The sequence below is a fragment of the Cytobacillus sp. Bva_UNVM-123 genome (assembly GCF_046351715.2).
Taxonomy (GTDB): Bacteria; Bacillota; Bacilli; order Bacillales; family Cytobacillaceae; genus Cytobacillus.
The window spans coordinates 3,441,933-3,468,174 of record NZ_CM177772.1 but is presented as its reverse complement, the minus strand read 5'-3'; the positions used below and the strand labels follow the sequence as shown (position 1 = coordinate 3,468,174).

Annotated in this window: 33 protein-coding genes and 1 pseudogene; 25 read left to right on the top strand and 9 right to left on the bottom strand. The window is 34.1% G+C overall.

Annotated features, from left to right (window positions below):
* Window positions 1–123 precede the first annotated feature (123 nt).
* Complete coding sequence (locus tag KDN24_RS17830; protein ID WP_409972219.1) at window positions 124–438, bottom strand: hypothetical protein; 315 nt, start codon at window positions 436–438, stop codon at window positions 124–126.
* 256 nt (window positions 439–694) lie between these two features.
* Here KDN24_RS17830 and KDN24_RS17825 point away from each other — a divergent pair, with 256 nt between their 5' ends.
* The 8 genes from KDN24_RS17825 to KDN24_RS17790 all read left to right on the top strand — a co-directional run bounded on the left by KDN24_RS17825 (window position 695) and on the right by KDN24_RS17790 (window position 5,649).
* The gene (locus KDN24_RS17825) at window positions 695–1,333 is read left to right on the top strand and encodes a class I SAM-dependent methyltransferase (protein WP_409972220.1); all 639 of its coding nucleotides are present in this window, start codon (window positions 695–697) and stop codon (window positions 1,331–1,333) included.
* A gap of 216 nt (window positions 1,334–1,549) precedes the next feature.
* A complete protein-coding gene (locus tag KDN24_RS17820; protein WP_409972221.1) occupies window positions 1,550–1,750 on the top strand; it encodes a phosphate starvation-inducible protein PhoH in 201 nt (66 codons plus the stop codon).
* A gap of 226 nt (window positions 1,751–1,976) precedes the next feature.
* On the top strand, window positions 1,977–2,624 hold the full coding sequence (locus tag KDN24_RS17815) for a YdeJ family lipoprotein (RefSeq protein ID WP_409972477.1): 648 nt from the start codon (window positions 1,977–1,979) through the stop codon (window positions 2,622–2,624).
* Window positions 2,625–2,650: 26 nt separating this feature from the next.
* A complete protein-coding gene (locus KDN24_RS17810; RefSeq protein WP_409972222.1) occupies window positions 2,651–3,358 on the top strand; it encodes a hypothetical protein in 708 nt (235 codons plus the stop codon).
* Window positions 3,359–3,609: 251 nt separating this feature from the next.
* Window positions 3,610–3,978: a hypothetical protein gene (locus KDN24_RS17805; RefSeq protein WP_409972223.1), complete on the top strand. Its 369-nt coding sequence runs from the start codon at window positions 3,610–3,612 to the stop codon at window positions 3,976–3,978.
* 259 nt (window positions 3,979–4,237) lie between these two features.
* Window positions 4,238–4,816 (top strand): TetR/AcrR family transcriptional regulator, encoded by a 579-nt coding sequence (locus KDN24_RS17800; RefSeq protein ID WP_409972224.1) that lies wholly within the window; start codon window positions 4,238–4,240, stop codon window positions 4,814–4,816.
* Between the two features lie 48 nt (window positions 4,817–4,864).
* Window positions 4,865–4,993: a hypothetical protein gene (locus KDN24_RS17795; RefSeq protein WP_409972225.1), complete on the top strand. Its 129-nt coding sequence runs from the start codon at window positions 4,865–4,867 to the stop codon at window positions 4,991–4,993.
* 98 nt (window positions 4,994–5,091) lie between these two features.
* Window positions 5,092–5,649, top strand: a complete 558-nt coding sequence (locus KDN24_RS17790; protein ID WP_409972226.1) for an HXXEE domain-containing protein — start codon at window positions 5,092–5,094, stop codon at window positions 5,647–5,649.
* 207 nt (window positions 5,650–5,856) lie between these two features.
* Here KDN24_RS17790 and tatC read toward each other — a convergent pair whose 3' ends face one another.
* On the bottom strand, window positions 5,857–6,603 hold the full coding sequence (gene tatC, locus KDN24_RS17785; RefSeq protein WP_409972227.1) for a twin-arginine translocase subunit TatC: 747 nt from the start codon (window positions 6,601–6,603) through the stop codon (window positions 5,857–5,859).
* 197 nt (window positions 6,604–6,800) lie between these two features.
* On the opposite strand from tatC, the gene KDN24_RS17780 reads away from it, so the two are divergent.
* On the top strand, window positions 6,801–7,187 hold the full coding sequence (locus KDN24_RS17780) for a DUF3221 domain-containing protein (RefSeq protein ID WP_409972228.1): 387 nt from the start codon (window positions 6,801–6,803) through the stop codon (window positions 7,185–7,187).
* Window positions 7,188–7,505: 318 nt separating this feature from the next.
* Here the strand turns inward: KDN24_RS17780 and KDN24_RS17775 are convergent, their stop codons facing one another.
* Window positions 7,506–7,970, bottom strand: coding sequence for a DinB family protein (locus KDN24_RS17775; protein ID WP_409972229.1), 465 nt, complete (start codon window positions 7,968–7,970; stop codon window positions 7,506–7,508).
* 135 nt (window positions 7,971–8,105) lie between these two features.
* Here KDN24_RS17775 and KDN24_RS17770 point away from each other — a divergent pair, with 135 nt between their 5' ends.
* On the top strand, window positions 8,106–8,288 hold the full coding sequence (locus KDN24_RS17770; protein ID WP_409972230.1) for a hypothetical protein: 183 nt from the start codon (window positions 8,106–8,108) through the stop codon (window positions 8,286–8,288).
* Between the two features lie 132 nt (window positions 8,289–8,420).
* Window positions 8,421–8,640: pseudogene (locus tag KDN24_RS17765) on the top strand (MFS transporter); the annotation flags it as partial.
* 477 nt (window positions 8,641–9,117) lie between these two features.
* Here KDN24_RS17765 and KDN24_RS17760 read toward each other — a convergent pair.
* Complete coding sequence (locus KDN24_RS17760) at window positions 9,118–9,408, bottom strand: RidA family protein (protein ID WP_409972231.1); 291 nt, start codon at window positions 9,406–9,408, stop codon at window positions 9,118–9,120.
* Window positions 9,409–9,714: 306 nt separating this feature from the next.
* On the opposite strand from KDN24_RS17760, the gene KDN24_RS17755 reads away from it, so the two are divergent.
* Entirely contained in the window at window positions 9,715–10,497 is a 783-nt protein-coding gene (locus KDN24_RS17755; RefSeq protein ID WP_409972232.1) for a lipid II flippase Amj family protein, read from the top strand.
* Between the two features lie 53 nt (window positions 10,498–10,550).
* Here KDN24_RS17755 and KDN24_RS17750 read toward each other — a convergent pair whose 3' ends face one another.
* Complete coding sequence (locus tag KDN24_RS17750) at window positions 10,551–11,714, bottom strand: bis-aminopropyl spermidine synthase family protein (RefSeq protein ID WP_409972233.1); 1,164 nt, start codon at window positions 11,712–11,714, stop codon at window positions 10,551–10,553.
* Between the two features lie 493 nt (window positions 11,715–12,207).
* On the opposite strand from KDN24_RS17750, the gene KDN24_RS17745 reads away from it, so the two are divergent.
* Window positions 12,208–13,074, top strand: coding sequence for a pentapeptide repeat-containing protein (locus KDN24_RS17745; RefSeq protein WP_491348100.1), 867 nt, complete (start codon window positions 12,208–12,210; stop codon window positions 13,072–13,074).
* A gap of 281 nt (window positions 13,075–13,355) precedes the next feature.
* Here the strand turns inward: KDN24_RS17745 and KDN24_RS17740 are convergent, their stop codons facing one another.
* The gene (locus KDN24_RS17740; protein WP_409972235.1) at window positions 13,356–14,324 is read right to left on the bottom strand and encodes a F510_1955 family glycosylhydrolase; all 969 of its coding nucleotides are present in this window, start codon (window positions 14,322–14,324) and stop codon (window positions 13,356–13,358) included.
* A 481-nt stretch (window positions 14,325–14,805) separates the two neighbouring features.
* Between KDN24_RS17740 and KDN24_RS17735 the strand changes: the two genes are divergently transcribed.
* Window positions 14,806–16,602 (top strand): M3 family oligoendopeptidase, encoded by a 1,797-nt coding sequence (locus KDN24_RS17735; protein ID WP_409972236.1) that lies wholly within the window; start codon window positions 14,806–14,808, stop codon window positions 16,600–16,602.
* A gap of 80 nt (window positions 16,603–16,682) precedes the next feature.
* Here the strand turns inward: KDN24_RS17735 and pssA are convergent, their stop codons facing one another.
* Window positions 16,683–17,222, bottom strand: coding sequence for a CDP-diacylglycerol--serine O-phosphatidyltransferase (pssA, locus tag KDN24_RS17730; RefSeq protein ID WP_409972237.1), 540 nt, complete (start codon window positions 17,220–17,222; stop codon window positions 16,683–16,685).
* Between the two features lie 245 nt (window positions 17,223–17,467).
* Here pssA and KDN24_RS17725 point away from each other — a divergent pair, with 245 nt between their 5' ends.
* Window positions 17,468–18,250, top strand: coding sequence for a phosphatidylserine decarboxylase (locus KDN24_RS17725; protein ID WP_409972238.1), 783 nt, complete (start codon window positions 17,468–17,470; stop codon window positions 18,248–18,250).
* Between the two features lie 157 nt (window positions 18,251–18,407).
* Here the strand turns inward: KDN24_RS17725 and KDN24_RS17720 are convergent, their stop codons facing one another.
* Window positions 18,408–18,548: a sporulation histidine kinase inhibitor Sda gene (locus tag KDN24_RS17720; protein WP_409972239.1), complete on the bottom strand. Its 141-nt coding sequence runs from the start codon at window positions 18,546–18,548 to the stop codon at window positions 18,408–18,410.
* A 337-nt stretch (window positions 18,549–18,885) separates the two neighbouring features.
* Between KDN24_RS17720 and KDN24_RS17715 the strand changes: the two genes are divergently transcribed.
* The 8 genes from KDN24_RS17715 to KDN24_RS17680 all read left to right on the top strand — a co-directional run bounded on the left by KDN24_RS17715 (window position 18,886) and on the right by KDN24_RS17680 (window position 23,956).
* The gene (locus KDN24_RS17715; protein ID WP_409972478.1) at window positions 18,886–19,392 is read left to right on the top strand and encodes a YqeG family HAD IIIA-type phosphatase; all 507 of its coding nucleotides are present in this window, start codon (window positions 18,886–18,888) and stop codon (window positions 19,390–19,392) included.
* An 83-nt stretch (window positions 19,393–19,475) separates the two neighbouring features.
* Window positions 19,476–20,576, top strand: a complete 1,101-nt coding sequence (yqeH, locus tag KDN24_RS17710; protein ID WP_409972240.1) for a ribosome biogenesis GTPase YqeH — start codon at window positions 19,476–19,478, stop codon at window positions 20,574–20,576.
* A gap of 12 nt (window positions 20,577–20,588) precedes the next feature.
* Window positions 20,589–21,419, top strand: a complete 831-nt coding sequence (gene aroE, locus KDN24_RS17705) for a shikimate dehydrogenase (protein ID WP_409972241.1) — start codon at window positions 20,589–20,591, stop codon at window positions 21,417–21,419.
* A 4-nt stretch (window positions 21,420–21,423) separates the two neighbouring features.
* On the top strand, window positions 21,424–21,714 hold the full coding sequence (gene yhbY, locus KDN24_RS17700) for a ribosome assembly RNA-binding protein YhbY (protein ID WP_409972242.1): 291 nt from the start codon (window positions 21,424–21,426) through the stop codon (window positions 21,712–21,714).
* A 15-nt stretch (window positions 21,715–21,729) separates the two neighbouring features.
* On the top strand, window positions 21,730–22,299 hold the full coding sequence (locus KDN24_RS17695) for a nicotinate-nucleotide adenylyltransferase (protein ID WP_409972243.1): 570 nt from the start codon (window positions 21,730–21,732) through the stop codon (window positions 22,297–22,299).
* Window positions 22,289–22,855 (top strand): bis(5'-nucleosyl)-tetraphosphatase (symmetrical) YqeK, encoded by a 567-nt coding sequence (yqeK, locus tag KDN24_RS17690; protein WP_409972244.1) that lies wholly within the window; start codon window positions 22,289–22,291, stop codon window positions 22,853–22,855. The genes KDN24_RS17695 and yqeK overlap by 11 nt, the downstream gene beginning before the upstream one ends.
* A gap of 4 nt (window positions 22,856–22,859) precedes the next feature.
* Entirely contained in the window at window positions 22,860–23,216 is a 357-nt protein-coding gene (rsfS, locus tag KDN24_RS17685) for a ribosome silencing factor (RefSeq protein WP_409972245.1), read from the top strand.
* Window positions 23,213–23,956 (top strand): class I SAM-dependent DNA methyltransferase, encoded by a 744-nt coding sequence (locus KDN24_RS17680; protein ID WP_409972246.1) that lies wholly within the window; start codon window positions 23,213–23,215, stop codon window positions 23,954–23,956. The genes rsfS and KDN24_RS17680 overlap by 4 nt, the downstream gene beginning before the upstream one ends.
* Before the next feature lie 195 nt (window positions 23,957–24,151).
* On the opposite strand, the gene comER is transcribed toward KDN24_RS17680, so the two are convergent.
* Window positions 24,152–24,976 carry a late competence protein ComER gene (comER, locus tag KDN24_RS17675; RefSeq protein ID WP_409972247.1) on the bottom strand — a complete coding sequence of 275 codons (825 nt, stop codon included), beginning with the start codon at window positions 24,974–24,976 and terminating at the stop codon, window positions 24,152–24,154.
* Between the two features lie 88 nt (window positions 24,977–25,064).
* On the opposite strand from comER, the gene KDN24_RS17670 reads away from it, so the two are divergent.
* Entirely contained in the window at window positions 25,065–25,691 is a 627-nt protein-coding gene (locus KDN24_RS17670; protein WP_409972248.1) for a helix-hairpin-helix domain-containing protein, read from the top strand.
* Between the two features lie 71 nt (window positions 25,692–25,762).
* Complete coding sequence (locus tag KDN24_RS17665; protein WP_409972249.1) at window positions 25,763–26,191, top strand: deoxycytidylate deaminase; 429 nt, start codon at window positions 25,763–25,765, stop codon at window positions 26,189–26,191.
* Window positions 26,192–26,242 lie beyond the last annotated feature (51 nt).

The window sequence follows — 26,242 nt, the reverse complement described above, 5'->3', positions numbered from 1 at the left end:
TTAGGCTTTGGACATGAGTTAAAAAATTAACAGTTATTTTAGCACTAAAAAACGCTTGGGGAAACCTAAGCGTTTTTAATCGTGTTTAATTTTTGTTCTTCAAGTAAAGAGCAGAATAGATTGTTACTCTTTAGGTAGCCATCTATAATATAGAATACCACCAGTTTCTGTTTCAGCTAAAATTATAAGTGGTTTTATTCCTTCTTTTGTATCATCTGTATGATATAAGACAGTTCCTTTTGGTAATTTTGTTGCTGAAAAATTCCACAGAGAAAGGGAAGATTTTGAAATTCTTTTAATTTCTCCAATTGTTTCCCCTTTCTGATACCTACTTTTTTCTTTTTCGAACCAATCAAGTTCCGTAATATTAGAATAAATACGTCCCTCATATTTGATAATATCTTTATCTATTTTCAGAAAACCACTACTAACAATCACAAATCCCACTACAAACAAAAAGCAAATTGAAATTGAAAGGATGGTAACTTTCTTCAGTTCGTTATTATTAAACGAACCCTATCTAAGATAAATAACATTTTCAAGTCAAATACTTTGTCCGTCATGCCTAACCGTTGTGCAGGTGTATTCTAACTCATGTCTTCTATTGTTGAATTAGTGCAGGAACAAGTTTCTTATTAAATCATAGTATACCTATATGAATTATAAAAAATATATAGGATATGGGGAGTGCAATATGGGAAAAGAATTTATTGAAATATTTGAACGATGGGCAGAAAGCTATGATGATGCTGTATCAGGTCATGATATTGAATATAAGGCAGTATTTGAACATTACGAGAAAATCCTTAATGAGGTGGCAAATCGTTCTTATGGTCATGTTGTTGAATTTGGGCCGGGAACGGGGAATCTTACGAAGCAGCTTCTGAAAAGAGGGTTAACTGTGACTGCATTTGAACCATCACCATCTATGCGAAAACTCGCTATCGATAAGCTAGGCGAACGGGCAGAAATAAAAGAAGGGGATTTTCTCAATTTCCATCTAGATAAGGAAGTCCATACAATTGTCAGTTCCTATGCCTTCCATCACCTTACAGATGTTGAGAAGGAAAAAGCCATTGAAGCCTATAGTAATCTACTCCAAACTGGTGGAAAAATCGTTTTCGCAGATACAATGTATGAATCTGTTGAAGCATATAAAAGAGCCATCAGAGATTCGATAGAAAAAGGCTTTCATAATCTTGCAGAAGATTTGGAGCGAGAATATTATACGACGATTCCAATTTTAACGAAGTTTATGGAGGCAAATCAATTTTCCGTCAGTTTTATTAATCTGAATGATTTTGTTTGGATTATGGAAGGGGTTAAAAGATAAAACAAATTTAAAGTATATAAAATAAAAGTTGATTAAAGGTCCTGTGTTTAAATACAGGATTTTTTTAAATCCACAACTCGCGTTAGGAGCACTTGTAGAAGACTTTCTCCGAAGATGTTTGGATATTTATGTTAGAATATAATAGAAATTGCGAAGGAGTTTACTTAAACTACGAAGCAGCAGATTAGGACGTATTCACAAAAAGGAGGATAAAAAGTGGATTTATTATCTTGGTTAGCTATTGGCTTCATTATAATCGGATTTGTCGTTGTTGCTTTTTTAACAAGAAATATGGAAAGTAAGATCCATCAAAGTTCAGCTACCCGATCCATCGTTTGGAGGATAGCAGGGACCACTATTTGGGGAATAGTTAGTATCATTCTTATTGTATGGTGGTTATTTCCTAGATTTTTATGAAGAAATGTACTTAAACGGGCGCAATAATTATAATAAGAATAATTGCGCCCTTTTTGTTTTAAAGGCCCATGTAAAATTTAAAACATCTGAAATTTCAATTACATCATAACTCGAATTTCATTTTTTCTATGTAGGTGGATTAGTCGAACAAAAATACATCTAATCGGTCGATATGCCGAAGTTTTTTTGATCTGGAGGAAAAAAAGTGAGGAAAATCCTAATTTCAATGCTGATTTTATTTGCATCAGCATTACTGCTTATAGCGTGCAGTGATGACGATAATCAAAAAGGAAAAATGATAACACATGTTGGAACCAATAATGAAGACTTGCAGGACAATACAGAAAAAAACAATTTAGAAAACAAGAAGGAAGATGAATCGGAGTCCACAATAAAAGCTAAAGAATCTGGAACGAAGGATTCTAAGAAAACTACTTCAGAAGAAACAAGAAACAAGTTATCAAATAATACACCTAAAAGCGAAGAAGAGAATCAATTATCTAAATATTCTTCCAAGGAAATCGAATATGCTCGGGTTTGGTTGCAACTTGGAGCGAATCAAGAGTTAGATGAATTGAATGTTCGACAAATTTCAGCTGGCACCCCACTTAATCCTAATGATGAGACCAGCGCAAACTATCCGGAAAATGTTGTCCAGTTAGCAGGTGGTCGCTTAGTGGACGGATCTGTAACTTATAGTGGGAATGGGGATGGCACGATTAATGTATACAATGTTCCTTTACGTTGGGATGGTCACTACCCTGCCGGTGAAGAACTCTACACAGATATGATTAAAAATGTAAAGTTAGTGTCCATTGACTTAGGTAACGATGAAAAAATCATAGAATTAATTAAATTGCTAGCTGTTGATTAGTAACATTGCAAGTAATGGAGGATAATATGAAGAAGCACTTAGCAATTATGTTTTTAATAATCACATTTTTAGTTTCTTGCCAAGCAAAGGAGAGTAGCTATATCTCTAAGCTTGATAGAGAAGAAACTCAAAAATCTAAAAATAATAGCCTTGAAACGGATCAGCAAAAAGAACTTATTCTTCCTGTTAAAATACCAAACCAAGAAGAACTCTATGTATCCATTGACAAGGTGCCGATTTTAAAGTCATACCTAGAACAGTTTGAGGATAAAAATAGTGAAATAAATAGAATTCGAGGTAGATATTTATATACAAATAATCAGAAGGATTATATTCTTGTAAATTACAGCTGTGGAACGAAGCTTTGTAATCAACTTCTACTGGAAGAAAAGGAAGGGGATATACAGTCCATACAGGTTTCAGTTTCAAGTTATCTCCAAGATTTTAAGGGCAATAATGATTATTTAGCATTTCTCTTTGGTAGAAATGAAGGTTCTGAAGTCGTTCGAAACCAAGTAGTTATTATCAATTTGAGAGATTTTCAAAAAATATCTCCTCCAGAGGATTTGATATTATTTGAGTCATTTGAATATCCAATCCCAATCATTGAATGGAAAGATGGCATACTAATAGGCACGATTGCTACTATAGACGATACTTCATACGAAGGTATAATGCAATGGAATAAAAGTAATCAAGCCCCTACCCAACAACTAAAATGGAAAATGCAATAATGAAAGATTACAAGGTATTACTAAATATAAAAATAAAGGAAAATTAGAAATATGCCTAATAAACAATTTGGAATTTTTAAAGTGTTAATGATCACCATATTAATGCTACTAACAAGTGTTAGTAGAGTTGTATTTGCAAACGAAGATGAGTCTTTAAATGGTAATCTTGATATTTCGAAAATCGATAAAATCACGAGGGCACTGTTCCTTCTGGTTACATTATTTCCACTGCTGAGGATATGGCAAACTATATGATTGCACAAGTGAACCAAGGTAAATTCAAAGGAAAAAGTATTTTATCACTGAATGCTATAAGCAAATTGCATCAACCCACTTCTTACATGGGAAATGATACTTACTATGCGATGGGGTGGGAAGTAAATAATGGTGGAATTTCCCATAATGGATGGACTGAGAACACATATTCAAGAGTTCTGTTTGATGGCGAGTATGGCATCAGCCTACTGATCAATTCAATGGATTATTTTAATTTAAATGAATATGATGCTATCGTAAGTGGGATAAACAAGCTAGTACATAATGAAGAACCTACTAGCTCAAATAGCAATCCATTTAAAGTAACACTATCGTTAAAAAAGTCAAATCCTTCTGTACAATAAGGATTTGACTTTTTTAATTAAATATTAATATTTTGTAGGACATTTATAAAATGCAATTATGATTTTTAAATAAAGCTCGATTATAGATAAGATCCATCAAAAATGTCTTAATGACTTTAATGATAGGATTTAAACGAGAGTGGATTGTATTTCTTTTTTTCATACATATCGATTAGGTCTGTGGTATATATTGACAGAAGTTTAATATCGCTTATAATTGAGTAAATACTCAAACATAAGATTTTCAGGGGTGAATTTATTGGTATCAAAAAAGGATAAGATTATACATACTGCATTGGAGCTTTTTACAGAACAGGGGTTTAAAGCGACAACTACAAAAGAAATTGCATTAAAGAGTGGTGTAGCAGAAGGTCTTATATTCTATTATTTTAAAGATAAAAACGAACTCCTTAATCATTTAATTAGTGAGTTATCATTTGCTGGGTCAATGAACAAGGAAATGAAACAACTATCGGAAATGAATCCAGTTCCAGCTTTAATTCAATTAGGACATTTGTATTCTGATTTTTTATCGCGTAATAAAAGTTATTTATCATTTATTTGGTCCCCCGAAATGGTACAAAACAAAGCTGTAAACATGAAGGTGGTTGACCTTATTCATTCAATGTCCGAACAAATTAAAATGCATCTTACAAGAGCTGTTTCTAGTCCTGTTGAAGAACAGACAATTGAATTAGCAACCTCAATGTTTCTTTCAACCTTATTAACTCATTTTTTAGTTGGGGAAAGAGCAACAGATGAAATCGCTCATGAAAATGAAAACTATATTGAGAGTCTAGTAAATTTTATATTTAAAGGACTTGAGATTTCTAATTGAGCATTTTTTTTTGAATAATATTGAGTATTTACTCAGGAGGTGTAATGGATGGATGATTTTATTAAAAAATATGGTCCATGGGCAGTAATAATAACTGGTGCAATATCAGGAACGGGAAATCAATTTGCTCACAATTTAGCTAAAAAGGGATTTCATTTAGTACTAGTTGCGTCGTAATAAAGAGTCCCTTATACGAACTAAAGAATTAATCAGGAATCGATATAATGTTCAAGTTCTATGAAGAAAATTCAGAGGTGAAGCAAGGTTAAAATAGAATGAGAAAGGAATGGAACGGGATGGAACAGTGGTTTAATGTTCAAACACTTATCTGGCTATTTCCTATCATATTTGTTCTTCATGATTTGGAAGAAATAATTATGATTGAAAAGTGGATGGGGAAGAATTCAAATGTCATTTATGACAAGTTGCCAAGAAAAATTGCCGATAAAGTTATCAAACAATTTTCAATGTCAACTGCACAATTTTCAGTTGCTGTATTAGTTATTTTTGTATTTGTTAGCAGTTCGACTTATCTGGCAAGTCAATATATTAATCATGGTCCATTTGGCAACATATATTTATTTACAGTTATGATATCGGTTTTTTTTCTACATGTATTCACTCATGTTGGTCAGTCTGTTTTTCTAAGGTCAATTACCCCTGGTGTTATAACATCAGTATTAATAGTCTTTCCTTACACGATTATATTGTTTAATTCATTATTTAAACACCAAGTTATAACTTTGAATACTTTATATATTAGTATACCTTTTATTTTCCTTATTTTCCCTGTTTTATTTTTTGCTCATTGGTTTGGCAAAAAAGCAATTTAAATTTTTAAATAGTTTATTAAACTAATGGATGTGTCAAGGACTAATGGATATGCAGGTTCGAAAAAAGCATGGAACATTTGGAATTGCTCTTATCGGATGGTTAAGAATAACTTCTCACTTGAAAAATATTTAGGCTGGTCCCAAAAGGTCGCTATTATCGACCTTTTGAGCCAGCCTATTAATAAAGCTTATTTTTAACATTTCAATTTAAGAATGCTTAGGTTCCTCACTGTATGTTATGCTATCCTCTCTTTGCTTTCGTTTATAGACGATTTTTGATAACAAAACACTTATTTCATATAATAAAATCAGCGGAATTGCTACTGAAATATGAGAAAAAAATTCAGGTGGTGAAATCATAGAAGCAATGATGACTAGAATAAAATAAGCATACTTTCTTATCTTAGCTATTTTATATGGATCTACTAAGCCTAAGGTTGTTAAGAACATCAAGACAAGCGGCAATTCAAAAGCTATTCCAAAAGGTAGGGTCATATTAATTAAAAAACTAACATATTTTTCTGCGGTAAAAGAGTTAGCCATTAAATCACTACCCATATGTATGAGAAATTTCATGATGTTTGGAAAGATGAAAAAGTACCCGAATGCCAATCCTCCTAGAAAAAGAAAAAACAAGGCAGGTATATAAGCTAATGTAACACTTCTTTCTATAGGCTTTAAAGCAGGTTTAACAAATATCCATATTTGCCATGCTGCTACTGGGATTGTTCCAGCAACGGCAACGATGGTTGCAATATGGAAATATATCCACAATATATCACTTGGTCCTAAAACGATCAGATTATAATCTAGGTCTCCCATGAAAAAGAGAAAAATATCTTTTACATAAAACATTCCTACGATAAGAAAAATTACGAAAGCTATTGCCGAAATGATTAATCTTTTTCGTAATTCATCAAGGTGCTCGACTACATTAAATTCTTTTTCGGTCATAGTTCATGCCCTTCCTTCACAGAATAAAAGAGTAAACTTTTTACTGTTGCATTATATAACAAATAAGCTGTTTTTACTATTGCAGATGTTACACTAAAAAATAAGGGATACTCAAATAAGAACATCATAAGTGTTATCATTAGTTATTATTATTGAAAAAGTTTAAATAATTTAAATGAAAACAAGAGGAGAGGGGTATGAGAATATATAAATTATTTGTTGTACTATTGCTAGCTTTTATCACTGCTTCTTGTCAATCAATAAGCCAAAAAGATGTTAATATGAAGGAATTTACAGGTACTATAATAGCAAAGAGGATTTTCCAAGATAAAAATCAAGTCTTGGTAGTAGAAAAAATTCAACGTGAAGAATTGTTTGATAAAACAAATGATGAAATCATTAAGATTGCTCGCGAAAAAAATGGAGTATATTTCTCTATTGAAAAAGATGAATATGAAAAAGTTGAAATAGGGGAGATAGTGACTGTTTATTATGATGCCGATTTAGGACAAGAAGATTCAGATCCCCCTCAACGCTATTCTAATAGAATTAAAATTAACTCTAATATGCTAGAATCTAACTAGAGGAATTTATGAAACGAGGTTAATAAAATGCCCGATTTGATTGAAATGGAAAAGAAATTAGATGAAATCATAAAAGTGGTAAATAAGAAAAATGAATAATCTTCATTGTAAGCTGGCGGTTTTATGTATGAAAAAAAGAGCCTATTTAGGCTCAGAAGCAAACGGTTAAGCGAAAGAAAAATGATTTATGGTTATTATAATATGTAACTTTTTGAATGATGACTGGGACAAGGCCTTTGAAAGGTGCCTCATACTTCTGTAACGATATATTAATTTAATCAATAATGTTTTAATCAAAAATAGCCATCTCTATATATTTCATTTTTTCATTTTTCGGATATACATAATTTGTCCAATATGATAAGCATTATGTGTTGCTGTGTTTGCAATGATCCCCCACCATTTTGCTTCCACAGGAAATCCATTAACATTTGATTCAAGCTGATCTTCTGTAATCAGCTCTTGCCACTGCAGCAGCACTTTTAATAGCTGATCTTTAAGGTCTGAGAAGGTTTTATGTTCGGGGACAAGAAAGCTATCTGCATTATGATTAATTGGTGGCACAGCATTAACATGTGACTCTTTAAACCTTACTTGCCATGTTTCATTCCAATAAATAAGGTGTTGCACAATCTCTGCAATGCTATGGCTTTCAGCATCAGGCTTCCAAAATGCCTCTTTATTCGTGATTCCCTCTATCGACTTGTGAAAAGGAACATACCAGCTAGGGTCATTTGCATTAGCCAATAATTGATCCAAAAGGACTTCTTTTGCATGAGTCACCTATATTTCAACCCCTATACATTGTAATTTTTTTTTATTCATATTAATAATAAAGGCTATTTATATGATTCAACAAGTTTTAGTTATTTTAGTTATTCCCTTTTTCTACATCCATAAAGTAGAGGAGGTAAGCAGTTGAATCAGCTTCGAGTTAAATTCTTGACGCATTTTAGTTTAGATACTAAACTAAATAATATGAAACAGATTATTAAAGTCATGTTTTTAGAAATGAATATGTTTACAGAAGGAATGAACGCGGTTGAAGTTTTGAAAACTTCACATGCGTTACAAGAAAATACTGTGTTTGCGACTATATGACAAAGAACATGATTTGTTCATTTTGTTTAGCTGCTAAACTAGATGTGTTACTTGCATTGTTTAAAAAATGTAAGTTTAATTTTTATCGGACAGAGAAAGGATGGATCCTCTTTGAATACTGCCTCAACTCTTATGAAAAATAAACCATTTTATATGATGGTCGCGATCTGTATCGGTGCTTTTATTTCGCATTTTACAGCAGGTGTTGTAAATGTTTCGCTTCCATATTTATCAAATATATTCCACACAATTTTAGGAACTGTACAATGGATTACAATCGGTTATTTACTCGTTATTGCCTCATCACTTCCTATAATGGGAAGCTTAGGAGATCGTTTTGGCCATCGCTTGATTCATAATCTAGGCTTCATCGGAAGTGTTGTTTTTCCTCATCCTTTATCTCCTGTTGGCGTAATCATCATTCTTGCTTTTATCGGATTAGGAATGGGATTAATCGCCTCTCCAAACAATAGCTTTATTATGCAGCATGTGCCAATAGATTTTGTCGGAGCAATTGGGGGAATCATTGCCTTAACACGCAACTTAGGAATGGTGCCGAGATATACAAAATCAATTATCATATGAAATCTTTTAAATCAAAGGATGAAATGAAAGAACTATTTGATAGGACTGGATTTCAAGCGGTACAATTTTATGAACATACAAAAAAGGGTTGGCTTATTATTCAGGGAATGAAATAAGCAAGAGTTAATCATAAGAGAGACTCTAAATTTTGAAATCTTTCCATTTAGGCTTTAGCATTTGTATTATAATAAAAAAAGAGTGTAGGTAGAACACTCATTAGTCGAAAAATAATCAGAATGAATTTTTATTTTGCTGCCCAAGCCTCAATTTCAATTTTTAAATCTGGGTTCGCTAATCCAGCTACATATGCATATATCGTTGCAGGTGGATTCCCGTTATGAAACTCATTCCATTTTTCTAAAAATAGTTCTCTATTAATATCTTCTGTCAGCCAAAAATTAATTTTAAAAATATTATTCGTACTAATATTCTCACTTTCAAGAATGGCTTTAATATTTTCGAGGGCATTAATATATTGGCTCTCAATATCTTTTGGCAAAATGCCGTTTTTATCATTGCCAACTTGTCCAGACAATACACTAATTCAGCATCTTTAGGAATTACCGTAACATGATGGTATTGAGCAATGGGTGGTGCGAGATTTTCAGGATTTTTTTTCTTAATTTCCATATTTTATCTCCTTCATTTTTTATTTCATCATACACATTCAAATTTTTAAAATCAATTAAATTTGAGTGAATAATGATGTGAATGAAATTTTTCTAATACATTTTTGCTGAATTTCTTTTCATACATACGGATTAAAATATGTAACAATTGCTAGAGTGTTATCGTCTCCATCTATATGAGCTTAACCATATTTAGGATGAGGTGAACATTCATGCTGTTTTGGCTTATTGGCCTAACAATTGTCATTCATTTAGTTGATACGCTTGCTTATTCTGTGCGGTTAAATTCTGTTAAAAGTGGAAAGTTCGCACTTTCAATGTCATTATTTAATATAATTGTTTTAGTTTCGAGAACGGCAAATATGATTCAAGCTCCACTAATTGGAGGACTTATTGGAATTAGCATTGCGAAACAAATAGATCCACTTTCAGATATTCGACTAGTTATTTTCGCAGCAACAATTGGTACATTCATTGGGATTCTATTAATCCCTACGTTTCTTAAACTCTTTGCAATTGCAGTAAATAAACTTGAAGTAAAAGGTTCAGTACCTTCCCTTGTAGTAGAAGCCTTAAGCATGTCGAATATAAAGCGTATCGTTAAAAAGACAACGAAACCACATAAAAGGATGATAAACAGCTTACGCTATAAAGAAATTCCGAAGCGACTTTTAATTATTAATACGGTCATTACGGCTATTTATACGATAGGCGTACTTTCCGCCTATTATGCAGCTTATTTTGTAGATGAACAATATTATTTAGCTGCAGCAGGCTCATCTGGAATGATTAACGGTGTTGCTGCGATTTTATTAACTTTATTAGTTGATCCACAGTCCGCCATTATTACTGACCAGGCGTTACGAAATAAACGACCATATGGGGACGTAAAAGCGCTGGTCATCATGTTAATAGGCACAAAGCTTCTCGGAACATTAATTGGTCAACTTTTGATTTATCCAGCAGCCATGATTATAGCTAGTTTTTATCAATAAGCTTTGTTGACAAAGAGGGGAATCATCCCTCCTTGCAAGCAAAGCTTTTTTGTTTATATTCTATTTTTTAGGAGAAAAGTGTTTTCAAAACAATATGGACATTTTTCTCTTTTTAGTTGCTCAATAGTTTGAAAACTACATTGGGTTCCAACTTTTACGTCACCACCACAATTCGTACAACGATAAATTCTTGTCGACTGTTTTACTTCTCCTGTATAAAGTGGTCCCGTAAATTTATCTAATAGGTTTGCTGGTACAGTTGTATGGTCTGTAGTTTTTATGATCATCATTTGGCTGCGATTCGCTATCATTTGGGCACCGACATATTTATTAAATGAAGGAAGAGTCGCATTTACACTAAGTCCCATTTCAACGAATGCTTGTTGCATTTTCAACGTGAATTCAGGAGACTTATGGGCGAACGATAAGAAGATATTTAACCCTTTCCTCTTCTTTAAGGCACTGACACCTCGTGATAAAAACAAATTCATCCCTTGCAAGGTGTAGGGCGGGTCAGTAAAAAAACAATCATATTTTTCTACATAATCTTCTTTAAATGGGTGACGCATATCATGATAAATACAATTAATCGGCAACCCTTCTTTTTCTGCAAAATCTTTTATAAATTTCAGAAAGCGCTTGTCTATATCCATGACATCGATCTGCGTTTGAAAAGAGTGCTCGCTAGGAAATAATTTTTTAAGTAATAAACCGATAGATATACTAACTAAGTCATCATCTCCAACACATAAGATACGTTTGCCTATTAATGAATGTTCTTTTAAGCATAAAAGTGCTCTTCTTAAACTCGTATCAGGTGTACACTGTGATTGATCGATTTGTACGTCGACTTGTGGCCGCAATGGAAATAAATCTTGAAGTTTAAGTAAAACGTCACTTAAATCAGGAAGAGCATTCCCATCATATTTTAATAATTTTTGATATAAGGAGGTTTTTATACCTTTAAAGCCAAGTTCTTGTTCAACAAAGGCCTTTCCTTTCATTGTACAACGCACTCCTTTATCCTGAAGCAATACACCTGCTTTAATAAGCTCTTTCTTTATAGCTACAGTTATCGGGACTGGAAGATATAAATTTCGTGAAAGCTCTTTAGTAGATATTCCAGGAGAAAGATAACATTTGATTAATAGATTTTCAATAATAATTGAACCTTCGTCAAGTTTTAGATTTTCATTTGCTTTTTCAATAAAATTCATTGTGATTTTCCCCATCTTTTATATTTTTTGTAACTCATGAAATTTCAATAAATAAAAAAAGGCAACAAAATGAACAAACGTCATTTCGTGCCTTTTCTATACCCAAAACAAATAAAGGTCCGTGCTTGAACAGCACGGACCTAGGGTTCAGAATTGAACATGAAGGCATTGTTATCCGTTGTTCTTTAACTAATTCAAAAGGTTAAAAAATCCCATAGAAAATAAACATTCAAGGAGAATGTAATTTTTGAAGATTTCAACCTTATTTAATTACGAATTAGTTATGAACGACAATTAACATAAAAGCTCCTTTTTTAAACCCATTATTTGTTTTGAGTTAAAATAATTCTATCATAGGGATTGTTGGAAATCAAATATAACATATAGAAATAAGCGGAAAACAATATAGTAGTCGAAATAGTTAATGATAATAGAGTATAATTTTAAAAATAAGATAATATGACAGAAAATATGAAATTAAGAAGGTATGAAAATGATGAATGATTCAGGAGTTACTTTTGAAACAGCGAAAAAAATAAGGGAGAGCTTGCAGGCCGATTGTCAGAAATGTTTTGGCTTATGTTGTACAGCTCTTAATATTGCTGTGTCAAGTGATTTCGCGATTAACAAGGAAGCTGGCAAGCCTTGTCCTAATTTAATGTCTGATTTTCGCTGTCAAATACATCGGGATCTTAGAGAAAAAGGATTTAAAGGTTGTACAGTATTTGATTGCTTAGGTGCAGGACAAATGGTATCCCAAGTTACTTTTAACGGACAGGATTGGCGAGAAAGTCCTGAAGTTGCAGAGAAAATGTTTCGTGTATTTCCAATTATGGAGCAGCTATACGAGATGATTGCTTATGTTGCGGAGGCATTGTCCTACAAGGTTTCACGAACATTATTCGAAAAGTTAAATACACAATTAGAACAATTAAATATGCTAACAAGGCTAGAAGCTGATGAGCTGCTATCAATAAATATCACACTTTATCGCCTCCCCGTAAATGAATTGCTTTTAAAAACGAGTGAGGCTATTCGTCATGATTTAATGGAGAAAATGTATAAATCCAAAAAAATAAAAGAGCGCAATTATAGAGTCGTCGATTGGATTGGAAAAAACTTAAATGGCAAAGATTTAAGAGGAGCTGATTTGAGAGGTGCATATTTAATTGCCGCGCAACTGAAAAATGCTGACTTAAGAGGTGTAGACTTTATCGGCGCCGATTTGCGAGATGCTGACTTTAGTGGTGCCGATCTATCTACAAGCATGTTTCTCACTCAAATGCAAATGAATTCTGCAAAAGGAAACGAAGCGACAATATTGCCATCATATCTTCAACGGCCCTCTCATTGGATTTAATTTATTGGGGTACAATAGGGTAATTTTTAAAAAGAAAATGGAATGCCATTTTCAACACTTTTCCCTAACCTAAATCGGCATAATCTAAATAGATTTAAGAAAATTTGGTCGATAGGAGACAGCTATCGGACAGAATCTCAATGGAAATCGTAAAAAATGGTCGATAGATAATAGCTATTAGATAAATCCCTATCTTAGACATGTGAAAGGGTCTGTCTCTAAGCCAATAATTTGACTTATGAGACAGACCCTCTCCTATTGAATGCAGATGAGACGGTCAATCACTCGATTTTCCCATTTTTTAATAATAAGCCCCATGTTTCGCCGCTGTCTGTCGATTCGTATACATCATATAAATAGGTTGAGAACGAAAGGGTGTTATTGTTCTTCTGATCGACAGCAATATATGTAATGGGATTATCATAATTTAAAAAGGGAATTTCTATTTGTTTAGTCTTTAATGAATGAATGTCCATTGAATAAAACAAAACTTTATTATTTTCAACAGACGAATAGTAAAGGTTATCTCCAGAAAATGCGAGTGCTGTTGACATATTTGGTTCAGTCACGAGCTTCATGTTATCACCTTTATCATCAGATAAGTAGATTCCGCTCCTTGTTGACATTGCCATTAGATTAGGTTTTGTAGGGTGAGCGGCAATCATTCCGACTGTATCAGTATTTAAACCATTAAATTTTAGAGGCTCCCACGACTTCCCATCGTCCTCAGAACGATATACACCTGCTTTTAATGTAGAACGCTCCTTCTCATTAATAATATATATTATATTCGTTTCATACCCTACAGAAAGAAAATGAAAATCTCCTTCTCCATAAAAGGCAAGTTTTTCGAAGGAGGCCCCTTTGTCACTGCTTCTAATGATGCCAAGTGGATCTTCTAGATTTGTATTTTTTTCAGGATGACCACTCGCAATGAAACCTTCCTCTGTTGGTTGGAATCCTACATATTCATGTCTCTGAGAATTTCCTTCATACCACATCTTATTTGCAAAAATTTTAATTCCATCTTGTGAGGCGACATATAATCCTGAATCATTTCCAGGATAGCCTAACCCATATATTTGTTCAACTCGCTGGGGGGCAGCTTTTGTAATGGCGAATTCACTTACTTGAGCAGTCTCTTTATCATTTTTTTCTGTATTTGTATTTTGTTCATTTTTCGTGCAGCCTGCTGCGAATAGAACAAAAATAAAGATAACAGGAAGGAAAAAATATTTTGCCGTTTTCATGTTTTTCACTCCAACTACTATTAATTTATTCTTATATTCGATCCCAATAGTAACGGAAAAGTGTTTAATGAGCAAAGATTTGAATGAATGGGTGATGAAAATTTATACAAACTATCATGTTTGCCTATACTTTTTTTCGCTATGGACATATTTTGTAGAAAGGAATTCAATAAAGGAGGTTAAGAGTCAATGCCATTTGGTTATCCGTATACCTTTGCTTACTTCCCACCGGCGTACCCTGTGCCATGTTATGGAGGAGGCGGATTTTGGTTAGCTCTTGCAGTCGTATTGCTAATTCTACTAATTATATTTGGGGGGGTATTTTTTCTAGGGGATTGCTGTTAGTGAATAATGATTGGTGTAAAGCAATTTATTCATGATTGCTTTACCCTTGAAAGAAAAATGGACAGCCTTATTGATAGAAGTTTCGAAAAAGTTAATTTATAATTTAATAGAATGTTGATAATAAGGGGGATTTTGAATGACAACAAAAATGTATTCACCTGTGTGGGACTTAGACGTATTTTTTAAAGGTGGAAGTGATTCACCTGCATTTGCTGAACACGTAGTAGAAACGGAAAAGGAAATAAACGCATTTAAGACAGACGTACATAATTGGGAACCAACTAATTCGATTTCTGATACTACAGAGCTTTTAAACATAATAAAGAAATTTGAATTAGGTACGAAAAAAATTCGAGAAGCTAGTGCATTTGTCAGCTGTCTTCAAGCTCAAAATATAGAGGACAAAAAAGCAGACGAGCATCGTGCGAAATTAACGACGCTTAGTGCAGCCTTTCAATCTGCGTTAACCATTTTAGATGAAAAGCTAACAAAATATGATGCTTCTGTGTGGGAAAGTATTATGAATTCAGCTGAGTTAACTGAATTATCCTTTGTTTTGACAGAAAGGCGAACAGCCGCTACTGAAAAATTATCACAAAAAGAAGAAAGCTTAATTAATTCTTTAGCCATCGATGGGTATCATAGTTGGAGTCAACTCTATGATTTGGTTGTTGGTAATATTAAGATTCCGTTTAAGGATAATGGTGAAGAAAAGCAATTATCCATTGGACAGGCTGCGAATAAGTTTTCAAATCCTGATCGACAAGTACGTCGTGAAATCTTTGAAAAATGGGAAACAGCTTGGGAACAGCAATCAGATTATTTATCAAGAGCGTTAAATCATTTAGCTGGGTTCAGATTAAATGTATACAAAGAACGCGGATGGGAGGATGTTCTTAAAGAGCCGCTAGCCATTAATCGAATGGAAAAAGAAACGCTCGATACAATGTGGGAAGTTATCGCGAAGAATAAACAGCCACTTGTTGAATTTTTGAACAGAAAAGCGGAGTTGCTAGGATTAGAAAAATTAAGCTGGTATGACCTTGATGCACCAATGGGCAACACTGAAGTGAAGCTCTCCTATCAAGAAGGTGCAGAATTTATTATCGAGAACTTTACACATTTTGGTGAAGAAATGGCTTCTTTTGCAAAAATGGCGTTTGAAGAAAAGTGGATTGAAGCCGAAGATAGACCTGGAAAAAGACCAGGTGGTTTCCATACGTATTTTCCTGCAAGCAGCCAATCAAGAATTTTTATGACGTACTCGGGGACGCCATCAAATATTTCAACTTTAGCACATGAACTCGGACACGGTTTTCATACGTATGCGATGAGAGAATTAGCGTTATTAAATCGTAATTATGCCATGAATGTTGCTGAAACAGCTTCAACATTTGCGGAAATGATTGTTGCTGACGCATCTGTCAAAAAAGCACAAACAAAAGAAGAAAAAATTACTTTATTAGAAGATAAAATTCAAAGAACGATTGCTTTATTAATGAATATTCATGCTCGTTTCTTATTTGAAACTAAGTTTTATGAGGAACGTAAAAATGGTATGGTTAGTGTTGAGAAGTTAAATGCTCTGATGGAAGCGGCACAGAAAGAAGCATATGGAGATGCACTTTCACAGTACCATCCATCATTCTGGGCTTCAAAGCTTCACTTCTATATTACTGGGGTTCCATTTTATAATTTTCCATATACTTTCGGCTTTTTATTTTCACTTGGTATTTATGCACAAGCACTTGAGGAAGGCAAAGGCTACGAGGAAAAATATATCGCATTATTAAAAGACACGGCCTCAATGAAGGTTGAAGACTTAGCAAAGAAGCATTTAAATGTTGATTTAACAAAACCGGAATTTTGGGAAAAGGCCGTTGGATTATGTATTGAAGATATTAAGGAATTTCTAGCCCTTACTGAAAAATAGCATAACGACGATTCGTGTCTCCGATCATTATCTATACAATAAAGCCGCACTCTCAAGCGAGTGCGGCTTTTAATTGTTCATTATATTTTTCGTAATTTGAAAGGACTTATCATTGAGAATGAAAGAATGATCATCATAAATAAGAAGAATGGTGCTGGAATATACGGTATGGCAAAAAAACTAAGTGTGGCTAAGCAGCCAGCGGCCGTAATAGGTAGACCTGTAAAATAGCCATTATTTTCACTAATATTAAAGCGAGCAAGTCGAAAAGCACCACAGCCGATATAAAAAATGGTGAAAAATGCGCCTGGCGCACCAAATTCAGATAAAATTCCTTGATATATTAATAGTGCTGGGGCTACTCCAAATGATATAATATCACTCATGGAATCTAATTGTTTCCCTAAATCAGTTTCTATATTGAGCTTTCTGGCAACAATACCATCGAAACGATCGGCAAGTGCAGCAAGAAATATGAGCAGTAAGCTTAAATCCAAATGATCATTTAAGCAAAATAAGATTGCAAAGCCACCTAATGTTAAATTTGCTAAAGTCAGCATATTTGCTAGTTGAGCTTTACATTTCTTGATCGTTTGATCAAGCACGTCAGACAAAAACAAACTCTTCACTCCTTTATGTATAAAGAAATAACAACTGAATATTTCAACCGCTTATAATATCATATAGTATTTTAATTTTAAGCTTTTTATGACAATTCGTAAAGCTGTTCCTTCATGAAAGTCGGAATAGTTCTAATCGTTCTTAGCTCGTTTCGAAGGAAAGCTTTTCAAATGATCTTAATGGGACAATCTTAATTAGAATTGTTCCGAAGCTCTAGCACATTTCTTATTAGGAGGTGAAAAAATTGAAACAGTCACTATATCGCCTCATGATTGAATTAACGAACGGGAAGTGGACCTCTAGCATTTTAAACAAGTTTGCCCGTTCTAAAATGAGCCGCGTTATTATTCCGTCTTTTTCAAAAACATATAAAATAAATGAAAATGAAATGGATAAGGCAATTGAAGAATACGAGTCCTTACATGAATTTTTTACGAGAAAGTTGAAAGAGGGAGCACGTACACATGAGATTGAACCTAATTCGGCGATAAGTCCAGTTGATGCAGTCATTGAGGATATTGGATTCATTGAGCCGAGGAAGATGATAACTGTTAAAGGAAAGGAATATTCTATCAGTGAAATGCTAGGAAGCGAGGAAAAAGTTAAGAAGTATGTCGATGGATACTATATGATTTTTTATCTAAGTCCTAGCCACTACCATCGTATTCACAGTCCTGTAACTGGCCTAGTAGTAGATCAATGGACCTTAGGCACAAAATCATACCCAGTTAATAAGCATGGTTTGAAATATGGGAAAAGTGCACTTTCAAAAAATTACCGGAAAATTACGGAGGTTAAGCATGAGAAAGGGTTTATTTCGATTGTAAAAGTAGGAGCGATGTTTGTTAATTCAATCGAAGTAACACATGAAGGTGAGCAGCTCATAAAAGGTAATGAAATGGCTTATTTTACATTTGGTTCTACCGTTGTATTGCTGTTTGAAAAAGATAGCTTTGAGCCAATGTCATCAATCCAAACACCTGCAAATGTTAAAGTTGGAGAGTGTATTGGTTTTTTTAGAGATTAAAGTGGAAGACGCAAAGACTATGAGGGAAAAGTGGACAAGTAAATAAGAACATAAGAAAAGAGAGTGCTCCTAAAAGTTATACTTTTGGGACACCCTCTCGTAAAAGGAATTACTATTTATAAGTTTTTTCTTCCCTGTTATAAATTCTTTGCCTTTTCTAGGATGATACCTTAATTTTAATTGATAATGAACGTCGGTGAATTTCTGTCTCGATTAAGCGAATAAACTCTGGACTAAGCTTTAGTTCTTTTGCTTTAAAATATGATTCGACTAATAATTCGTCTGACAGCTTTCTCATATTTATTCACCTCCAAAAATATTACTTGTCTATATGCCGATATTTTTACAGTTAATGTAGATTTTTATGTTATATCCATACTCTAGCAAAATTACTTGTTTAGAACAACCGTTCCCTTATCCACAATGGATAGTGGATAACTTGTGGTTAAGTTGTTTATAACTAGAATAAAGCTGTATAGGAGCAATGTGGTTAATGTGTATAAAGTTATCCACAATTAGGAGGAAAGCGGATATTGTCGAAAAGTTTTTCAACGTTTGAAACAACAAATAAAATTAGATATGATGAAATCAAAAGTGTTGATCGTACGAATTTCTCATTTAATAGAGGTGTATAAATATTGTTGAAGCTTTTTTTGCCAGATCAGTATGCAAAAGATATATTTGAAATTACGCCAGAAAGTTTAAAAGAAAATGGTATTAAAGGCATTATTACTGATTTGGATAATACGTTAGTAGAATGGGACAGGCCGAATGCGACGCCTAAATTAGTGAAATGGTTTGAAGAAATGAAGCATAGTAATGTGAAGATTACGATTGTATCGAATAATAATGAAAACCGTGTTAAAGCATTTTCTGAACCGCTGCAAATTCCTTTTATTCCTGCAGCTAGAAAACCGCTAAGGCGGGCTTTTAATCAGGCAGTACATAAAATGGAGCTGAAAAAAGAAGAGACTGTTGTCATTGGCGATCAATTACTAACAGATGTTTTAGGTGGAAACCGAAGTGGATTCCGCACTATACTTGTAATTCCAGTTGCGCAAACAGATGGATTTTTTACACGTTTTAATCGATTGGTTGAAAGAAGAATATTAAATTGGTTCCGAAAAAAAGGAATGCTTTAACTTCATTCATTGGGTGGGGCGAGTTCGATAAACAAATTTGGGACCAAATATGTCTGGATGAAGTTGATTAGGAGGATTAAGTAGTGAGTGAGTATTTATGTATTGGTTGTGGTGTGAAAATACAAACAGAAGATAAAAATGCACTCGGATTTGCACCACAGTCCGCTCTTGAAAAGGAAGAGATTATTTGTCAACGATGCTTCCGTTTAAAACATTATAATGAAGTTCAGGATGTTGATTTAACTGATGATGATTTTCTTAAAATCTTAAATACAATTGGCAGTAGTGATGCCTTAATCGTAAAGATTGTAGATATTTTTGATTTTAATGGAAGTTGGCTGCCAGGCCTGCATCGATTTGTCGGTAAAAACAAAATTCTTCTCGTTGGAAATAAAGTAGATTTGCTTCCAAAGTCTGTGAAACAGAATAAATTAATTAACTGGATGAAACAGGAAGCGAAGGAGCTAGGCTTAAAACCTGAAGATGTCTTTCTTGTGAGTGCAGCGAAAGGGCAGTCTATAAAAGAGGTAGCTGCTGCCATTGATGAATACCGAAAAGGAAAAGACGTTTATGTAGTTGGGTGCACAAATGTAGGAAAATCAACCTTTATTAATCGTATCTTAAAAGAAGTAACTGGTGAAGGAGATGTCATTACTACCTCTCATTTCCCTGGAACAACTCTTGATATAATTGAAATCCCATTGGCTGATGGGAGAGCTTTAATTGACACACCGGGAATAATAAACCACCATCAAATGGCTCATTATGTTGATAAGCGTGATTTAAAAATTATTACCCCAAAAAAAGAGATTAAACCAAAAGTGTATCAGTTAAATGAAGGACAGACACTTTTCTTTGGTGGACTAGCACGCTTCGACTATATTAGCGGTGGACGCATGTCTTTTATATGTCATTTTTCAAATGAAATTAATATTCATAGAACAAAGCTTGAAAATGCAGATGAATTATATTTAAATCATGCAGGAAAATTATTAACTCCCCCAAGAATAGAGCAAATGGATACTTTTCCTCATCTCGTTAAGCATGAATTCAATGTGAAAGAAGGAAAAGTGGATATCGTTTTTTCTGGTCTTGGTTGGATTACAATTAATGAACCAGGTGCAAAAGTAGCTGCATACGTACCGAAAGGTGTTAATGCATTAATAAGAAGATCTTTAATCTAGAGGAGTGGGATTTTGAAAAAGCTATTTGCTGTTATTGGGGACCCAATTGCCCATTCAATGTCACCCATTATGCATAATGAATTGTTTAAAATTAATAAAATAGATGCTCATTATCATCCTCTCCATGTGAAAAAAATCGATTTAGAGGCCGCAATTAAAGGTTTAAAGGCAATTGGGACAGCAGGCTTTAATGTGACAATTCCACATAAAGAAACGATTATCCCATTTCTAGATCGACTTGATCCGCTTGCTGAAGCAATTGGTGCAGTTAATACTGTCGTTAATGAAGATGGTGAATTAGTCGGCTATAATACAGATGGAAGCGGCTATGTAAAAGGGTTAATGGATAAAATAGAGACGATAAATGATAAAAATATTTTAATCATTGGTGCCGGCGGTGCAGCAAGGGCACTTTATTTCACTATGGCAAGAACTGGTGTTAAAAGATTAGATATTTGTAATCGAACTTTGGCTAAAGCGGCTGCAATTGTAGAGGATTGTCCCTATTCGGTTGTTTCTCGAGCAATAGAAATAAGTTCTGCAGAGGCGAGTCTTTCTCAATACGATATCATTATTCATACGACATCGATTGGAATGGCTCCCGATATTAATCAGCTACCTTTATCATTACACAACTTACAACCAAATGCTTTTGTCAGTGATATCATATACAACCCCCTCGAAACAAAATTATTGCATGAAGCGAAACAAAGAGGTTGCATAGTTCAAAACGGATTGAATATGTTTGTTCACCAAGGAGCCCTTGCATTCGAAAAATGGACAGGTATTTCTCCAGATACTGAGCAGATGAAAGCAAATGTACTTCAACAACTAGGAGGATAACGAAATGTTAACAGGTAAACAGAAACGTTTTTTACGTTCAAAAGCTCACCATTTAAATCCGATTCTTCAAGTAGGAAAAGGTGGAGTGAATGAAAATATGATTAAACAAGTGGCAGACGCACTTGAAGCAAGAGAATTAATGAAAATTAATATTTTACAAAATTGTGATGAGGATAAACAAACTGTTGCAGAAGAATTATCAATGGGAACAAATGCCGAGCTTGTTCAAATTATTGGAAATACGATTGTTCTGTACAAAGAATCAAGAGAAAATAAGCAGATTAGTTTACCTTAAGGCAGGTGGAGACACTTGAAGAGAATCGGCATTTTAGGAGGTACCTTTGATCCACCGCATCTTGGACATTTAATTATTGCGAATGAAGTTTTGGCTGCACAATCATTAAATGAAATCTGGTTTATGCCGAATCAAGAGCCTCCACATAAGAAAAAGTTGAATGCAATTAGTGATGAAGATAGATTAAACTTGCTGAAACTAGCTATAAGGAATCATCCAAATTTCAAAGTGGAGCAAATTGAACTTGAGAGGGAAGGGCCTTCATATACGTATGAAACAATGGAATTACTCATTGAGAAACATGCAAATACCCAATTTTACTTTATTATTGGTGCAGATATGATTGAATACTTGCCCAAATGGCGTCATATTGACCAATTAGTAGAAATTGTTCAATTTATTGGTGTTCAAAGACCAGCATATCGAACAGAGAGTATTTATCCACTTCTTTATGTAGATGTTCCTGAAATTGAGATTTCCTCCAGTTTAATTCGCAGCCGCTTAAGAGAAGGAAAAACAATTCGCTATCTCGTTCCTGATTCCGTTCGGGACTATATTGAGGAGAAATGCTTATATGGAACGTGAACTAGCTTTGAAAATAGTAAAAGAACAGTTAACAGAACATCGTTATCTTCATACAATTGGTGTGATGGAAACAGCCATTTCACTTGCTAATATTTATCAAGCTAATTGGAAAAAAGCGGAGTTAGCCGCTATTTTTCACGATTATGCTAAATTTCGTCCAAAAGAGGAAATGAAACAGATAATTATTGACCAGCACATGCCGAGTGAATTGCTTGATTTTAATAGTGAGCTTTGGCATGCGCCTGTAGGGGCCTATCTCGTACAGAAGGAAGCAGGGATTAATGATCCGGAAGTATTAGATGCGATTAAATATCATACATCAGGTCGAATTGGTATGACTTTGCTTGATAAAATAATTTATTTAGCTGATTATATTGAGCCTGGAAGACATTTCCCTGGAGTTGATGAAGTTCGAGAACTAGCAAAGTTTAGCTTAAATAAAGCATTAATTAAATCGATCCAAAATACAATTTTATTTCTAATGAAGAAAGGCCAACCTGTTTTTCCGGGCACTTTCTTTACATATAATGACCTTGTCATGCGTCAGGAGGACTAATAAAATGAATGAAAAAGAATTGCTTTACACTGCAGTGAAAGCAGCTGATGACAAAAGAGCAGAAGACATTATCGTTCTAAATATGAAAGGAATTTCGTTAATAGCTGATTACTTTATTATTTGTCACGGAAACTCAGATAAGCAAGTTCAGGCTATTGCTCGTGAAATGAAGGATAAGGTTGAAGAAATGGGCTATTCCGTGAAGCGAATGGAAGGTTTTGATGAGGCAAGATGGGTTTTAGTTGACATTGGCGATATTGTTGTCCATATCTTCCACCGAGATGAAAGAAGCTATTATAATTTAGAAAGACTTTGGGGCGATGCACCAGTTGAAAACGTGCCAAGTGAGTTTAATCAATGACATATGGGCAGTTTGCTTATCTTTATGATGAACTAATGAAAGATGCTCCCTACGATAAATGGGTGGAATTCGTATTAAACTATACGTCAAAATATTCTATTCAAGGGAGAAATCTGCTTGATCTTGCTTGTGGAACTGGAGAGCTCTCTGTCAAGCTAGCTGAAGAGGGATTTCATGTAACTGGAGTCGATCTGTCAGATGATATGTTGACTGTAGCTGAAGCAAAAGCGAATAAAGCTGGATTGAACATTCCGTTTTATCAACAAAATATGGCTGAACTTGACGGACTTGGTGAATTTAATTTGATCGGGATCTTTTGTGATTCTTTAAATTATTTACAAACTGAAAAAGAAGTTCAAGAAACATTTCAATCTGTTCACCGTCATTTGTCTTCTGACGGACTTTTTATTTTTGATGTTCATTCTATATATAAGATAAATGAACAATTCGTAGGACAAACATTTGCGCTTAATGAAGAAGTGATAAGTTATATTTGGGAGTCGTATGAAGGTGATGCTCCCAATAGTGTAGAGCATGATTTAAGCTTTTTTGTCCTAGATGAACAAACTGGAAAATATGACCGTTATGATGAGCTACACTTTCAGCGCACCTTTCCAATCGAATTGTATAAAAATTGGCTTACAGAGGCTGGGTTTGAAATAGTTGATGTTGTTGCTGATTTTGAACCGATCTCTCCACAAAGCCAATCCGAACGAATTTTCTTTGTCTGTAGAAAATGACGTTATGATTGCTCGTATGTTTTTTGCAATAAATGGGCCAGCTTTTCGGAGCTGGCCCTCATTTTATTACTAAAAGCAATGCAGAGGAGATGACGGAAGTGTAGACGACTGAATAGCATATGAGAGAAAAAATTTACAAAGCCATAAAAAATATTTTAAATAAAGAAGGATTTATTTATGTTCCGCCGAATGATCTTATGATAGGTCATAATGTTTTTTAATATGTTCAAGTTCTTCTGCAAACTTTGTATGGGTTGCTTGAAATATGTGCTCAAAAACATCCCCTAATTCATTTTCAAGCACTTTAATCCCTTCACCTGTTATCCCGCCTTTTACACATACCTTTTCTTGTAATGTCGGCAAAGTATAAAAGCCTTTTTTCAGTAAATCTCCTAAACCAATTAACATTCCTTCTGCAAGTGTTGTGGCTGTTTCTTTGTCTATTTTTGTTTCTTTTACAGCGGCAGTAATAAATCTTTGTGTTAAATAGCTAAAAAATGCTGGTCCACAACTGACAATATCAGAGGCAACTCTCGTTATTTCCTCTTCAATTTCAACAGGCTTCGAAATATGAGCAAACATTTCTTGTAACGTTTTTTTCCACTTAGGATCGCAATGTTTACCGAATGAAAACAAGGAAATACCGGAAAGAGCCCGGTTCGTAATGCTTGGGATAATTCTTGCAACGGAACATGTTGTAATGGATTCTAATTGCTGAACACTTATTGGACTAGTTATCGAAACCATGCATTTATCCTTTGTTAAAGAAGGGGTGATATCCTTTATGACGTGATGAATATCTTTAGGTTTAACACAAATAAAGATTAAAGTTGAATGCTCAGCTACCGCTTTACCATTATCCTCTACTTGTACTTCATTATAAATCTGCTTAATTTCAAGCGCTTTTGCTTTCGTTCGATTTGTTATCTTTAACGAAGAAGGAGATACAGCTTTACTATCAAGCAAGGCCTCAGTCAATATTCTCCCCATATTTCCAGTCCCGATGATACCAATTTTCATTGTTTCTGTCCTCCTTTACAAGCAAACTTACTCATATACGATATGAAAGCTTAGTTTCGATTATGCTAAAAAGAAAGGAAGATATAAATTGTTCGATTGGATTAGAGTAAATAAAGTTTATATTATTGGAGTTGCTCTAGTTATGGCAGTGTCGATTTATTTTTTATTGAAATCGGATGAGGAGCATAATGTTTTGGAAAATGACTATGCTTTGCTGTCGAATGGACAACTTCTTTCTAATGAGGAAGCTGATTCGATAGAGATGGAAGAAGAGATAATCATTGTTGATGTAAAAGGTGCTGTGCTTAATCCTGGGGTTTATGAAGCAGCAGCAAATGATCGCGTAATCGATATGATTACGAAAGCTGGAGGACTAAATGAACATGCAGACGAATCTAGAATAAATTTCGCTATTCGAGTAGAGGACGAAATGGTCATTTATGTCCCGATAATCGGTGAGGAAGGAGCTGATGGAAGTGATTTTGTATTTGAGGGGACAGCTAGTAAGGGGAAAAATGATGGAAAGGTAAACTTGAATACTGCAAATGAAACGGAATTACAAACATTGCCAGGAATTGGACCTGCAAAAGCAGCTATGATAATCGAATATCGCGAAAAAAATGGTCCATTTAAAGCAATTGAAGATCTAAAGTTAATTAGTGGGATAGGCGATAAAACTTTCGAAAAGTTACAAAGCAGCATTAAAGTAAAATAAGGTAATAGATTGACCCATTGCTTTTCTCATTTTAAACTTAAACATATAAAATGCATAGAAGGAGTACAAGGATGAAAAGAAAAAGCTGGGATGAATATTTTATAGCGATTGCAAGTGAAGTAGGTTCACGTTCTACATGTCCAAGATTGCATGTAGGTTGTGTCATTGTAAAGGATAAACACATTATCTCAACAGGTTATAACGGCTCTATCCATGGGCATGATCATTGTGAGGATGTAGGCTGTTTAATAAACGAACAGGGAAGATGTATTCGCACATTACATGCGGAAGAAAATGCAGTTCTTCATGCTGAGCGAGGATTGCTTAAAGGGGCAACTGCATTTATTACTCATGAGCCATGTGAAAAATGCGCAAAAACACTAGCACAGTCAGGAATAAAACGAATTGTCTACCGAAATGCATATCCAAATAAATGGAATGATTACTTTTTAAAGGATATTGAAGTTGTCCATCTACCAATAAAAACGGATGAGCAGTGAGAATCATTGTGCTACAGTGATTCTTTTTTAAAATTAGGTATTAATAAAGGA